At 42.2% G+C, this 12,235-nt stretch carries 15 protein-coding genes; 2 read left to right on the forward strand and 13 right to left on the reverse strand.

Annotated elements, in window-relative coordinates:
- From F3H20_RS01725 to F3H20_RS01770, 11 genes are all read right to left on the reverse strand, one after another.
- The gene (locus tag F3H20_RS01725) at positions 1 to 879 is read right to left on the reverse strand and encodes a polyprenyl synthetase family protein (RefSeq protein WP_149733246.1); all 879 of its coding nucleotides are present in this window, start codon (positions 877 to 879) and stop codon (positions 1 to 3) included.
- Positions 879 to 1,154: an exodeoxyribonuclease VII small subunit gene (gene xseB / locus F3H20_RS01730; protein WP_149733247.1), complete on the reverse strand. Its 276-nt coding sequence runs from the start codon at positions 1,152 to 1,154 to the stop codon at positions 879 to 881. The genes F3H20_RS01725 and xseB overlap by 1 nt, the downstream gene beginning before the upstream one ends.
- Positions 1,135 to 2,358, reverse strand: a complete 1,224-nt coding sequence (xseA, locus tag F3H20_RS01735) for an exodeoxyribonuclease VII large subunit (protein ID WP_149733248.1) — start codon at positions 2,356 to 2,358, stop codon at positions 1,135 to 1,137. Before xseA ends, xseB begins: the two co-directional genes overlap by 20 nt.
- A 78-nt stretch (positions 2,359 to 2,436) precedes the next feature.
- Complete coding sequence (locus F3H20_RS19800) at positions 2,437 to 2,577, reverse strand: hypothetical protein (RefSeq protein WP_177173417.1); 141 nt, start codon at positions 2,575 to 2,577, stop codon at positions 2,437 to 2,439.
- Positions 2,578 to 2,641: 64 nt separating this feature from the next.
- Positions 2,642 to 3,583, reverse strand: a complete 942-nt coding sequence (locus tag F3H20_RS01740; RefSeq protein ID WP_149733249.1) for a Kae1-like domain-containing protein — start codon at positions 3,581 to 3,583, stop codon at positions 2,642 to 2,644.
- 14 nt (positions 3,584 to 3,597) lie between these two features.
- Positions 3,598 to 4,005, reverse strand: a complete 408-nt coding sequence (nusB, locus tag F3H20_RS01745; RefSeq protein WP_149733250.1) for a transcription antitermination factor NusB — start codon at positions 4,003 to 4,005, stop codon at positions 3,598 to 3,600.
- Between the two features lie 125 nt (positions 4,006 to 4,130).
- Positions 4,131 to 4,358 carry a DUF2273 domain-containing protein gene (locus F3H20_RS01750; protein ID WP_091743411.1) on the reverse strand — a complete coding sequence of 76 codons (228 nt, stop codon included), beginning with the start codon at positions 4,356 to 4,358 and terminating at the stop codon, positions 4,131 to 4,133.
- Positions 4,359 to 4,372: 14 nt separating this feature from the next.
- A complete protein-coding gene (gene amaP / locus F3H20_RS01755; RefSeq protein WP_149733251.1) occupies positions 4,373 to 4,918 on the reverse strand; it encodes an alkaline shock response membrane anchor protein AmaP in 546 nt (181 codons plus the stop codon).
- 52 nt (positions 4,919 to 4,970) lie between these two features.
- The gene (locus tag F3H20_RS01760; RefSeq protein WP_091743409.1) at positions 4,971 to 5,372 is read right to left on the reverse strand and encodes an Asp23/Gls24 family envelope stress response protein; all 402 of its coding nucleotides are present in this window, start codon (positions 5,370 to 5,372) and stop codon (positions 4,971 to 4,973) included.
- 318 nt (positions 5,373 to 5,690) lie between these two features.
- Positions 5,691 to 6,068, reverse strand: coding sequence for a RidA family protein (locus F3H20_RS01765; protein WP_091743408.1), 378 nt, complete (start codon positions 6,066 to 6,068; stop codon positions 5,691 to 5,693).
- An 86-nt stretch (positions 6,069 to 6,154) separates the two neighbouring features.
- A complete protein-coding gene (locus F3H20_RS01770) occupies positions 6,155 to 7,897 on the reverse strand; it encodes a SulP family inorganic anion transporter (RefSeq protein WP_149733252.1) in 1,743 nt (580 codons plus the stop codon).
- Positions 7,898 to 8,483: 586 nt separating this feature from the next.
- Here F3H20_RS01770 and F3H20_RS01775 point away from each other — a divergent pair.
- Positions 8,484 to 9,419, forward strand: coding sequence for a metal-dependent hydrolase (locus F3H20_RS01775; protein ID WP_149733253.1), 936 nt, complete (start codon positions 8,484 to 8,486; stop codon positions 9,417 to 9,419).
- Positions 9,420 to 9,702: 283 nt separating this feature from the next.
- Complete coding sequence (locus F3H20_RS20255; RefSeq protein WP_262501588.1) at positions 9,703 to 9,834, forward strand: hypothetical protein; 132 nt, start codon at positions 9,703 to 9,705, stop codon at positions 9,832 to 9,834.
- 49 nt (positions 9,835 to 9,883) lie between these two features.
- On the opposite strand, the gene F3H20_RS01780 is transcribed toward F3H20_RS20255, so the two are convergent.
- A complete protein-coding gene (locus F3H20_RS01780) occupies positions 9,884 to 11,329 on the reverse strand; it encodes an NAD(P)/FAD-dependent oxidoreductase (protein ID WP_149733254.1) in 1,446 nt (481 codons plus the stop codon).
- 116 nt (positions 11,330 to 11,445) lie between these two features.
- Positions 11,446 to 11,979, reverse strand: coding sequence for a 3D domain-containing protein (locus F3H20_RS20345; RefSeq protein ID WP_149733255.1), 534 nt, complete (start codon positions 11,977 to 11,979; stop codon positions 11,446 to 11,448).
- Positions 11,980 to 12,235 lie beyond the last annotated feature (256 nt).

A 12,235-nucleotide genomic window follows, 5' to 3' on the forward strand; every position in this document is an offset into this window, starting at 1 on the left:
TCAATTCTCGCGGGTTAGAATATAGCGAACCATCAAGCGCAATACGTCGGCTTCAGGACCAAACTTGTCCAAAGCAGAAAGTGCCTGCTGTCCGGCAGCTTCCGCCATACTCTGGGCCTCTGCCAGTGAATAGAGCGAGACATAGGTAGCCTTTTGATTTTTTTCATCACTGCCGACCGGCTTGCCAATTTTCGCTTGATCACCTGTTACATCAAGAATGTCGTCAGTGATTTGGAAAGTCAGACCAAATTCTTCCGCATAGGTAGTCAATGCATCTACCTGCCATGTTTGTGCATTGGCCAGCATGGCGCCGGCACGCAGTGCAGCCTTGAATAAGGCACCGGTTTTGGCCTGATGCATGTACGTCAAGGTAGCAATATTAATCATTTTTCCTTCCGACAATAAATCAACCGTCTGCCCGCCAATCATGCCTGTTGCGCCGGCAGACGAGGCTATTTCCCGCACAACCTGGAGCAGTACCGCCGGTGCAACCTCCGGCTGAGCCAGCATGATTTCAAATGCAGCCGTGAGCAGACCATCTCCTGCCAACAGGGCAATTGCTTCACCAAACACCTTGTGATTGGTGAGTTTGCCGCGCCGGTAGTCATCATTGTCCATGCTGGGCAGGTCATCGTGTATTAAGGAATAGGTATGAATCATTTCTAACCCGCAGGCAACGTGCCGGTAACGGGCGCCCTGACCGCCAACGGCATCAGCGGCAGCCATCAATAAGACGGGACGCAGGCGTTTACCACCTGCTAACAGACTATAGCGCATGGCTTCAAAGACTTTTGCCGGATATCCGTTATATTCCGGAATAAATTCTTCTAGAGCCAGGTCAATGAGTGTGCTTTTTTCCTGAATGTACTTGCGTAACATTACATATCCTCCTGCAAAGGCAATGGTTTTTCTACCATTATGCCCTCTTCCTCATGCAATATTGTATCTATTTGTTGTTCGGCATTATTTAGCTTGGTAAGGCAGGCTTTGGATAAAAGAACTCCCTCCGAGAAACGGGCAAGCGACTCGTCAAGGGGCAGTTCGCCTTTTTCCAATTGTTTTACGATATCTTCCAATTTCTGCAATGCCTCTTCAAACAATAGCTCATTTCCAGTTGTTTGGTTTTCAGCTAACTCAGCGGTTTTCTTTTTCACGGGGTTCTCCTTCTCTTACGGTAATCACTTTAGCAGTAAGACTGCCTTGTACCAGAATAATCTCCAGTTCTTGACCGGGAACGACATCCCGGACGGAGCGGATAACTTCCTTCTCGGCCGTACGGGTAATACTATAACCGCGTGCTAATACGGACAAAGGATTCAATACCAACAATTTTTCCGTCAGCAGTTTAAATGCATGCTGTTTGGTAACGACGGTTTTACCGGTTGCCTGTACCAGCCGTTGTAAAAGCTCGTCAACCAACTGCTGTTTATCTTTAATCAGTTCATAAGGCTGTGTAAAGAAACGGCTGCTAATATATTTCAAAACACAAGTCCGGTTGCTATCAATTAGATGATACATATCTTTTATCAGCATGTCACGCAATGCTTTTACATAGCGGCGCAATTCTGCCGCATCGGGGACAACCAGCTCGGCAGCCTGCGAGGGAGTGGCAGCCCGTCTGTCTGCCGCAAAATCGGAAAGTGTATAATCTGTATCATGACCTACTGCCGACACTATCGGTATTTCAGAAGCCGCAATGCTGCGGACAACTTCTTCTTCATTAAATGCCCATAACTCTTCGATCGAACCACCGCCTCTACCGACAATAATCACATCGACTTGCTTTAGCCGGTTTAGCACGGTAATGGCGCGGGCAATTTCTTTTGGCGCCTCCGGTCCTTGCACCTTGACTGGAAACAAAGTTAAAGAAATGCCGGGATGCCTTCGTTTGGAAACCGTAACGATATCCCGCAGTACAGCTCCTGTCGGCGAGGTAACAATGCCGATTCTTTGCGGCAGCATCGGCAAAGGCCGTTTCCGGCTTTCATCAAACAGTCCTTCTACTGAAAGTCTTTCCTTCAATTGTTGAAAAGCAAGGCTTAAATCACCGACACCATCAGGTAATAATTGTTCAACATACAATTGATACTGCCCGTCCCGTTCAAAAACGGAAATCTGACCTCCGGCAATAATCTGCAATCCGTCATGCGGTCTAAAGCGGAGAAACTGTGCCCGGCTTTTGAACATAACGGCCCGTATTGTCGCATTGCTGTCTTTTAAAGTAAAATAGCAATGTCCGGAATAATGCTGCTTGTAATTTGAAATTTCACCTTTAATATAGACGGATGAAAGTATGGCGTCCCTAACAAAGGCTTGTTTAATATATTTTGTAATATCGCTGACCGTATATACTTTCAAAGCCATCATCCTAACATTTTGTATAATGCACAAAAAAAAACAGACAGAAGTCTGAAATGCAGATGAGACAACGTCATATCAAAAACTTCTGTGAGAGATATATTTTTGTACGCAAAAGCCGGTAACCGTACCGACAACAAAACCGATAAAACCTCCCGGCGGCAGCAATTGTCCGATAAAAGTACCTATGGCTGCGCCTACGACAATATATGCCAACATATACGCGTGCACCTCCGCATAGCTCTTCTTATTAGTAGCATATGCGAAAAATCCGGTAAGCGTGCTATTGTATGGAAGCGAAGTATGCCGCACCAACGGCATTATCGCTGCTGAATTCTTTCTGTGGAAAATACAGTTTTGCCCGTTCGGCAGTTAATTTTTTAGAAACATATTGCCGAATGAAGGAATTGGACATAACACCGCCCACCAATAGAATCTCCTCAAGACCAGTCTGCCCTATTGCCTCGCGAATCATTTTATATAAAGCCTCTGCGACACAAATCTCCACGCCGGCAGCTAGTGCCGCAAAATCAGGATTTTTAGGCAAAAGACGCATTACGTGAGACTCAGGTCCGGAAAAACTAATCTGCAATCCCCGGGCTGCAACAGGCAACAAAAGAGGATTATCATGACCTTGAGCTGCTAGTTTTTCTAAATGAGGTCCTGCAGGAAAAGGAAGTTTCATCGCGACACCTACACGGTCAATGAATTGACCGGCATGTAAATCAGAGCTGCCGCCGAGTCTTTCCAAGCTCATCGGACTAGTTTTGCTGACTCGGACAATTTCTGTCGTTCCGCCAGAAACGTGGACAGCTAAAAAATCGTTACCAGCCGGTCCGCCTGCCGACCAAATGCCGGCTAAGATATGATTTTCCTGATGGCTGATCCGGTATAACCTGTTGTTTTGCATACAGGCCAACGCCCTTGCATAGCCTTCCCCCACCAGAAAAGCTGGCATGTAAGAATCCGGCAAAGGACGGGGATAGGCAGATACCCCAATGGCAGCGAAACTCCGTTCATTCTGAATGGACGCCAGCGCCTGCTCTAACAGTAGAGGCAAATTGCGTGAGTGTTGAAATACCATTTCAGATTGCGCCAGGCCACGGCCACCAAATTTAACAGTTAGTAATTTTCGGACTTCAGTAAGCAAATGGCCGGTCTCGTTAAAAATGGCCACCGATGTTGTATAGCAACTGGTATCAATCCCCAGATAACAGCGAGTCATGGTAACCCCTCACCTCACTGCCGGCTTTTTACCAGAGAACCTAAAATACCATTCACAAAACGACTGGAGTCCTCCGTACCAAATGCTTTTGCCAGCTCGACCGCTTCATTGATTACCACATTAGGAGGCAGTTTTTCCTCGCTATAGGTCATTTCATAAACGGCGATACGGGCAATATTGCGGTCAACACCAGTCATCCGCTCCAGCTTCCATTCGTTGGAGACCTTTGAAATAATATTATCTATTTCCTCCAGATGAGCTTGCGTTCCCTGTACAAGCTGCTCGGTATATTCTTTTGCTTTGGTACTTACCTGCAGATTTTCGTCAAATACCAAACCAAGCGCATCATTATAATCGGCAGAATTAAAATCAAGCTGAAATAAAGTCTGTAATGCCATTTCCCTGGCTTTCCGGCGACTCATATAATACCTCTTTTCTAAAGTTAAATACAACTAAATGACTAATATTCTTATTACCTAAACACACGGATACTCTTGCAGCCTTTTCGCGCTGCTGTCTTGTCTACTGGTTTAAGTGACACAGAGTATTAGCGATGATATCCGGGCGGCAGCAATTTTTCCAATATATCCATAATATCCTCTTTTTCATCAATACGTTTTCCTATAACATAACCGGCAATCATACATAATAATACGAAAATTGTGCGAAAAAAGCCGAAGGTAATAATAAAAATTCCGATTAGCAAGCCAATCGCAGCTCCCGATATTTTACCACTATGATTTTGCCATATTTCTGCCAATAGCTTGGAGTTCATCGTATCACCTCATCTTATTCCACACGATGTTTGGTCTTAAATTCATTAGAAATGTTTTCAACCAGGATATGTATATGAGATAATTCAACACCGACTGTATTTTTGATGTATTCATGAACCCGTCTTTGCACTTCGGCAGATACACTGGGAACATTGCTTTCCGGACTAATAACGGCGCGCAGCATTACTTTAAGGCCTTGTTCATCATGCGTAACAAATACTTTGACACCCCGAACACCGCGTGTGTTTCTCGATATCTTTTCCACCAGATTCCTAACGGCATCCAAGGATATGTTAACATCCCCCATATCGGTATGGTGAACTATGGTGTTTTTTAACCGTTCAGCCCGTGAACGCACCCCTGCTAATAAAAGCCGGACACTTACAAGAAAAAAGACAGCAGCAACCAGACCGGCTTCCCAATGACCATACAGATAGGCAATGCTTGTCTGCACCCATTCTAAAGAAATTAGGCGTAAAGAAATTAAGATTACGCCTAAAGATAAGAACGCCAATAATAGTGTATAAATTGAAAGAATGACACGATCAATGATTCCCATAACGGCTCCTTTCCCAGCCAGCTAAGCTCCATGTTCTGTTTTAAGTAGCGTATTATCGTACACGAATGTCCTCATCTTTATTATCTTGCCCAAATCCAACCCCTTGAATGTGAATATTAATTTCCACAACATCAAGCCCTGTCATCGTTTCGATAGCCCTTTTCACATTCTCCTGCACCTGCAGAGCGACATCGGGAATACGTACCCCGTACTCTACAATAATATATAAATCTACAGCCGCTTCTTTTTCTCCGACTTCCACTTTGACCCCTTTAGCCAGGTTTTTTTTACCAAGCATTTCGGCAATGCCGCCTACGAGGCCTCCACTCATCCCTGCTACGCCTGAAATTTCTGTTGCGGCCATACCTGCAATAATTCCTACCACTTCATCGGCTATTCGGATAGCCCCCACATCACTCGATTCATTTCTTACGACATGGTTCTGGTTACTCAATCACAACCCCCCTATCTTACGATTATTGGAAAATGCTGTATATTACCTGCAATTTAAGATAGATATCAGTATATAATACTTATAATTATACCAAATATTCCTCATCTTTACAAATTAGCATACGAGTACCCCACCAATTGTGAAAATACAAGTTCTTTACAGGTCTTTTTCCGTAAGGCTTTGTTGTCAGCAGCTTACCTGTGCTCATAAGCGCGTCTCTTCCGCCTTGTTTTGTGAAAAATCCCCGCAAATGTAATTGTACTTTCACATTTGGCGGAGCACGAGAAAAGCCGGAGCTATACGCTTCCGTTTTGCCGATTAATAGGCAGCAATCACTTCTATTTCGATCTGCACATCCCTCGGCAATCTGGCCACTTCAACACAGCTTCTGGCCGGCGGTTCTTCCGTAAAATATTCTGCATACACTTTATTCACATCCGCAAAATCACTTATATCTTTCAAAAATACGGTTGTTTTGACTGCATTGGCAAACGTCAAGCCTTCTTTTTCCAGTATGACTTTTATATTATTTAAAACCTGGTAGGTCTGCATCACTGTACCACCGTATACTATTTGCCCGCTAATAGGATCTAAGGGGATTTGTCCGGACAGGAACAAAAAACCATTTGCTTTAATCGCCTGTGAATAGGGTCCGATGGCCTGTGGCGCACGGTCGGTATTTATAACGGTTTTCATACTCAATCCCTCGCTTATGATCTTTAATTTACAATTAATCATATATTAATTTCCATAACTTGAAAAGTCTTTTTGTTAAAATATTATCATTTGCTGCTTTTATCGGCACCGTGCTGTATTTTTCCCGCTAACACGCATTGTTGAAAGACGTCTTTTTGACACCGGGAACAATGACGGGTGTCAATTTGCTTCATGGCATAATCGATAGCATTGATCGTATGAGGAAAGAAATGATTCTCTCCAATATCGTCGTACAAGCCTGTGGTCTCCAGCTTCTTCTTAGGTTGTCCCTGCAGTCCGGCAATCAGTACAGTAATCTTTCTTATTCTCAAACGTTCGATTATTTTTCTTAAATGGTTTTCCCCCGTAATGTCAATAATGGATACTTTACTCATTCGTAAGATAATAATGCTGGGTTCGTAGTTGATCATTTTCATAACACTTTGGGAAAACATCTGGGCCGCTCCGAAAAATAAAGGTCCGTCAATGCTATAAATACTGATTTGCGGACAGGAGTATTCTTCCGGCACTTCATCGTCGACGACTTCGATCAGGTTGCTGCTACGGTCAAAAACCACCGGCTTGACCGCCGTGATTTCACTCATGCGTTTTACAAACAACATCATAGCCAACAGCAAACCCACTTCGACGGCTATTGTTAAATTGACAAATACGGTAAGAACGAAAGAAATAAGTAAAACAACACTACTGAATGTACGCACTCTTACAATATCGGCGAAGGCCTGATGTTCGCTCATATTGTAAGAAACGAGCATCAGAACAGGAGCCATGCTGGATAGCGGGATCAATCCGGCATACGGTGCCAGCAATAATAAAGTAAAGAATACGAAAATACCGGAAATAACAACAGAATAGCGGGTAGCCGCTCCTGTTTTAATGTTAGTGGCAGTCCGGGCGATGGCTCCTGTGGCGGGAATGCCGCCAAAAAGAGGACTCACCAAATTGGCGATGCCCTGTCCAATCAATTCCTTATTGCTATTGTGCTGAGTTCCGGCCATCCCATCGGCAACAACTGCCGATAAAAGTGATTCAATAGCGCCTAAAATGGCAATGGTAAGGGCAGGCTGAAAAAGCTGTTCTATTTTATCGATAGAAACTTCCGGAATAATCAATTGCGGCAAGCCGCTGGGAATACCGCCAAAGGCCGAAGCGATCGTTGTGACTTCATGGGGATAAAAGATCGTAGTCACAGCGGTAGAAACCAATATGCCGATAAGTGCACCGGGCAGTCTGGGGAAAAAACGCGGTGTAATGAGTATAACGGCCAGACAGATAGACGCTGTTATTACGCTGTAGATATTCGCGGTATAAAGATGCGCACCGATATCTCGCATGGTAGCAATAAAACTTTCATGACGCTCAACACCGCTAAGGCCAAGAAAATTAACGATTTGTCCGGTAAAAATGGTGACGGCAATACCGGCTGTAAAGCCGATGGTTACTGAACGGGGGATAAATTTTATTAAAGATCCCATGCCCAAAAGCCCCATGGCAATTAACAGCAAACCGGACAGAAATCCTGCGACAAGCAAGTTCTCATAACCGTAGGTTAAAACAATGGAAAGCAGAATCGGGATAAAGGCTCCGGTCGGACCGGAAACCTGAAATTTGGTTCCGCCAAGCAACGCAACCAGGCAAGCGGCAATAATTGTTGTGTAGATCCCATACTCCGGTTTTACACCGGAAGCAATGGCAAAAGCCATGGCCAATGGCAATGAAACGACTCCCACTGTGAGCCCCGAAACTAAATCCCTCTTGAAACAGCGGGTAAAGTAACGTTTAATCGGTATGCGGATAGCGCGATTCATAATAGATTAACTTCCTCTCAAATAAGATAATATCTAGGGTGTGTCTTCAAAATAACGGAATGATTCATGGCGAGGGATTTTTGCGTCAGACGAGTTAAAATTTTGCAGGAATAGCGGCCCCTATTTCAAAAAATTTTAAAGAAGTATGACACAAAAGCACCGCTAGGAATCGTTTCGGATAATTTGAAGACACGCCCTAAAAATGTACAAAAAAGTGCACATAGTTGTCGGCTTAATTTTTCTAAAATAGACACTATGTGCATAATTATGTATATTTTAATTTTTAGTCGCTAAAAAAGAAATTTCTTATAAATTCATCATATTGTACAGCCATTACACTCACACCCATAATAGAAAATGAAAAGAATAATCATATCATATCATAGATTAGCACTATATGTTAATCCTTGTTTTTAGTGTATTTGAACAAATAAGAAGCTAATCCGGTCCTTAGCTGAAGATAAGAACAGCTTCGGGCAGAATTAGCTATTTTTCTTACGATTTTGCGGCCACTACTTACCATAGACAAGTTAATCAACTTTACATTATAATTTTATGTAAAGTTGATTAGTTAGAGGTGACAAATGTGGATACAGCTTTTCATGCGCTCATCGGTTTTGCTCTGGCTGGCATGTCCGGACATACACCGGCGATTACCGATCCTGTTTTTATCGCAACGATTCTAGGGGCTCAGGCACCTGACCTGGATATTATCACTCAATTGAAAGGAAGTATGACTTATCTAAAGCAGCACAGAGCATTTTCGCACTCAATTCCCGGAATCGCAGCCTTTTCGGCACTTATTGCCACAGGCATGCATTTTTTTTGTAATCAATGGAGCTGGTATTTTCTCTTTGGCTGGTCTTTTATCGGAGGATTATCTCATATACTTTGCGATTATTTGAATACCCATGGTGCAGCTCTATTGTGGCCATTCCGAAAAGAGCGTCTGAGCTGTCACTTATTGAATGTTTTTGATCCAGTTTTATTGCTGATGTTTTTATTACTGGACAGCGATCTTATGGCCACAAGCCCAATGGTATGGGGGATTGTTATACTAAGTTCCCTCTATCTTATGCTTCGACTTTTCTTGAAACAAAAAGCCTATCTCCAGCTTAAAATGTTTTTTATGGCACATAAAATTGAACGAATATTAATTATGCCTTCCCTGCGTAAAGTCCATCAATGGGACTTTGTTGTACAAACTCCAGAATACTATATTATTGGACAAATCAAATCATTTTTCCACTCCGTGCAGATCATAACCACGCTGCCCAACCTTGATATGAGTTCCCGGATGGTGCAAGCCGAAAAAACATTTTTAGGTCAGTTCTTTAAAACATTTTCCCCTTTCGTTTACTTTGAAGAACAAAGGGAAGAAAATGCGATAAAAATATATGATCTTCGTTATAGTTTCAATCAGCAGTTTCTTCATTCCGCCACTATTTTGTTTAACCAAGCCAACCTTCCGGCTACTTCTTATATGCATTCTTATGGCCGAACTATTAAAGTGCCCTGTTAAAACTAAAGTGAACCTGTTTTTGCCGCGTCACTTATCGCATTGATAGCTAATGATTCGTTATTTTGAAAGTGCAAATTAAATTTGCACTTTCTTTTTTCGACAAGGTAAGCATAAGTCACAGGTAAGGCGCCGGCAACAATGTAAACAAGGAAAGACTCATGAGGAATCAAAGTTCAAATCCGGATAGGGGCTGTCTGTTATTTTTGGTATTTTGTTTAATTAATTTTAACAGCTATTTTATATAAAATGAGGGGAACAATATTACATGACGGGAGGTGATAGAATGAGCAAATGCAAAACAAATAAATCTGCAGAATTTGCCAAGGAAGTATCCCCCAGCGTAAAAGAATCACAAAACACCAATAATGCTAATAAAAACAATCGCCCCAAAACTAAATCTTGTGGCTGCAGTTAATTCAGTAAAAAATAACGCAAAAGCATCCAATGTGCTTTTGCGTTATTTTTTACAACTTTTTAAGATTCATCCGCTTTACACGCTGAGCTAATAAAGAAGATGCGCTGCTTTTTTCCTTGATCTCTTCTGGACTGATTCCCAGTGTTTCCGCTATTAATTTTTTCACTCGAGGACTGCAGAACGCGCCCTGACAGGTTCCAAAGCCGGCCCTTGTTCGACGGCTTATAGCATCCAGGGAACGAATTGGAATACCGCGCTGCAGACAATCCACAATTTCCGCTTCCGTTACCCGTTCGCAGCGACAGATAAGATGTTCCTGGGGATCTGAGGCGTTTATATCACCTTTAAAGTTATGCTCCTTTACTTTAATGATTGGTTTACGATAGGGATCAAATGTTTCTTTTTTAATTAAAGACAACCCGGAATTTTGTAAAATACCCAATACATATTGTGCAATAGCCGGTGAAGCTGTCAGTCCCGGTGAATCAACACCGATTAAATGAATAAAGTTCTTTACCGGACTTTCTTCAATGACCCAGTCTTTCAAGCCGGACACGGGCCGATTACCGGCAAATGATTTCAATACTTTTTGCATGTTAAAATGAGGAACAGATTTCCTAGCTGTTGCTATAATATGATCCAAGGTTTTTTCATCGGTACTCACATCGTTTTTGTCATCAATTTCTTCGGCGTTAGGGCCAATCATAAGATTTCCATGATAGGTCGTAGTTACTAAAATCCCCTTCCCCATTTTGGTAGGAACCTGAAAGATAACCGAATTAACCAGATAGCTTTCTTCCTTATCCAATAGCAAATACTGCCCCCGGCGAGGTGTAATTTTATAATCTCCAATACCTACCATCGTTGAAATTTTGTCGCTAAAAATTCCTGCGGCATTAATAAGATAGCGGGCTGTTACTTTGTCACCGGCAGTGGTCGTAATCGTAAAGCTTTCATCATTTTCATGGGTAATGCCAGTAACTTCCGCATTTAATTTAATTTCAGCTCCATTGGCTATAGCATTTTCAGCGAGAGCGATAACAAATTCGTAAGGAGAGGTTACACCGACATGTTTTATGTATAATGCTCCTTTAATATTTTCATTTACGTGAGGTTCTAACTTTAAAACTTCCTGCCGATCAATAATTTTTAAATCCTGAACTCCATTTTGAATTCCCATATCATACAAATTCTGAATTTGAGGAAGATCTTCTTCCTCAAAAGCTAATACAAAAGCACCGGTTTCACGATAACCGAAATGAAGTTCTTGGTTTAATTGATCATACATTCGATTACCCTGGATACAAAGTTTTGCCTTTAGTGTGCCTGGCTTATCAGTATAACCACCATGCACGATGCCGCTATTAGCCTTAGAACAGCCACAGCTTACATCTTCCTCTTTTTCTAAAATACAGATTTTCAAATTATATTTTGTTAATTCTCTGGCGATATTCATTCCTACCACACCAGCGCCGATAATACATACATCATACATAACCAGATTCCTCCTCTATTACATCTCCTACTTTGATAATTATCCGAATATATATAATTTTCCTTCTTGAATATACTCATTCCGGAGATACTAAAAAACATTGCCACCTGGCAATGTTATTTAGTATCTCCCTTTTCCAAAATAAACACCTTTGCATCTTTCATACCAAAATCGTTTGCTTCATCTACCGTCCACTTGGCCACGTCAATTCGATTTCCCTTAATGGCTCCGCCTACATCTTCTGCCACAGCATAGGAACTCCGGCCGTCAGGGTATTGTATAAGAACTTTTGACCCCAACGGAATGACGTCAGGATCCACCGCAATGATGCCTGGACGAACATGGGTACCCAAATAGGTTTTATTGCCCCATTGATCATTATCATGAGGACCCGGAGCATATGCCGTAGCCTTCACATGAACAACGTCTTCATAGTTGTCCGGTGCGGCCTGATGCTTGGACTCTGATTTTCGTGTCTCATGGTGGCTAATGTGAGACGAGTGCTTTGAAGTATTTTTAGCTGCATGAGCGACTGTTGCGGGGATTCCAGGTAAAACCATGGAGGACATAATTGCAGCACTGGCAACAGCTGCTGCAACATGCTTTAGTTTTCCTTTCGTACGTCTTTTTTTACGACCGGAATGTTTCATAAAATTCCTCCTTTACCTTGTTCGAATCGGTTTCTCATTGCTTAGTATGAAACATATTTAAAATTAAATCCCCAGTACTTTTTGGCTGGGTATTTATTTATGGCAGATATGTAAAATATTGAAATGAAAGTATACTACATGTTTTGCTTTTTTTAGGGTAAACTATTTACTAGTAGAAAGGGTGATCAGCATTAATAAAAATAATGAACCCAAATTAAATACCTATATGGTATCAAAAGAGGAATTGGATATCTTA

The sequence above is a fragment of the Propionispora hippei DSM 15287 genome, assembly GCF_900141835.1.
Taxonomy (GTDB): Bacteria; Bacillota; Negativicutes; order Propionisporales; family Propionisporaceae; genus Propionispora; species Propionispora hippei.

Bases quoted from the DNA above. Each gene is read 5' to 3' on its own strand.
- F3H20_RS01765 (WP_091743408.1), bottom strand. From the start codon at position 6,068: ATGAAAACCGTTATAAATACCGACCGTGCGCCACAGGCCATCGGACCC.
- F3H20_RS20255 (WP_262501588.1), top strand. From the start codon at position 9,703: ATGAGCAAATGCAAAACAAATAAATCTGCAGAATTTGCCAAGGAAGTA.
- F3H20_RS01725 (WP_149733246.1), bottom strand. From the start codon at position 879: ATGTTACGCAAGTACATTCAGGAAAAAAGCACACTCATTGACCTGGCT.
- F3H20_RS01770 (WP_149733252.1), bottom strand. From the start codon at position 7,897: ATGAATCGCGCTATCCGCATACCGATTAAACGTTACTTTACCCGCTGT.
- F3H20_RS20345 (WP_149733255.1), bottom strand. From the start codon at position 11,979: ATGAAACATTCCGGTCGTAAAAAAAGACGTACGAAAGGAAAACTAAAG.
- F3H20_RS19800 (WP_177173417.1), bottom strand. From the start codon at position 2,577: ATGTTGGCATATATTGTCGTAGGCGCAGCCATAGGTACTTTTATCGGA.
- F3H20_RS01750 (WP_091743411.1), bottom strand. From the start codon at position 4,358: ATGAACTCCAAGCTATTGGCAGAAATATGGCAAAATCATAGTGGTAAA.
- F3H20_RS01740 (WP_149733249.1), bottom strand. From the start codon at position 3,583: ATGACTCGCTGTTATCTGGGGATTGATACCAGTTGCTATACAACATCG.
- amaP (WP_149733251.1), bottom strand. From the start codon at position 4,918: ATGGGAATCATTGATCGTGTCATTCTTTCAATTTATACACTATTATTG.
- F3H20_RS01780 (WP_149733254.1), bottom strand. From the start codon at position 11,329: ATGTATGATGTATGTATTATCGGCGCTGGTGTGGTAGGAATGAATATC.
- nusB (WP_149733250.1), bottom strand. From the start codon at position 4,005: ATGAGTCGCCGGAAAGCCAGGGAAATGGCATTACAGACTTTATTTCAG.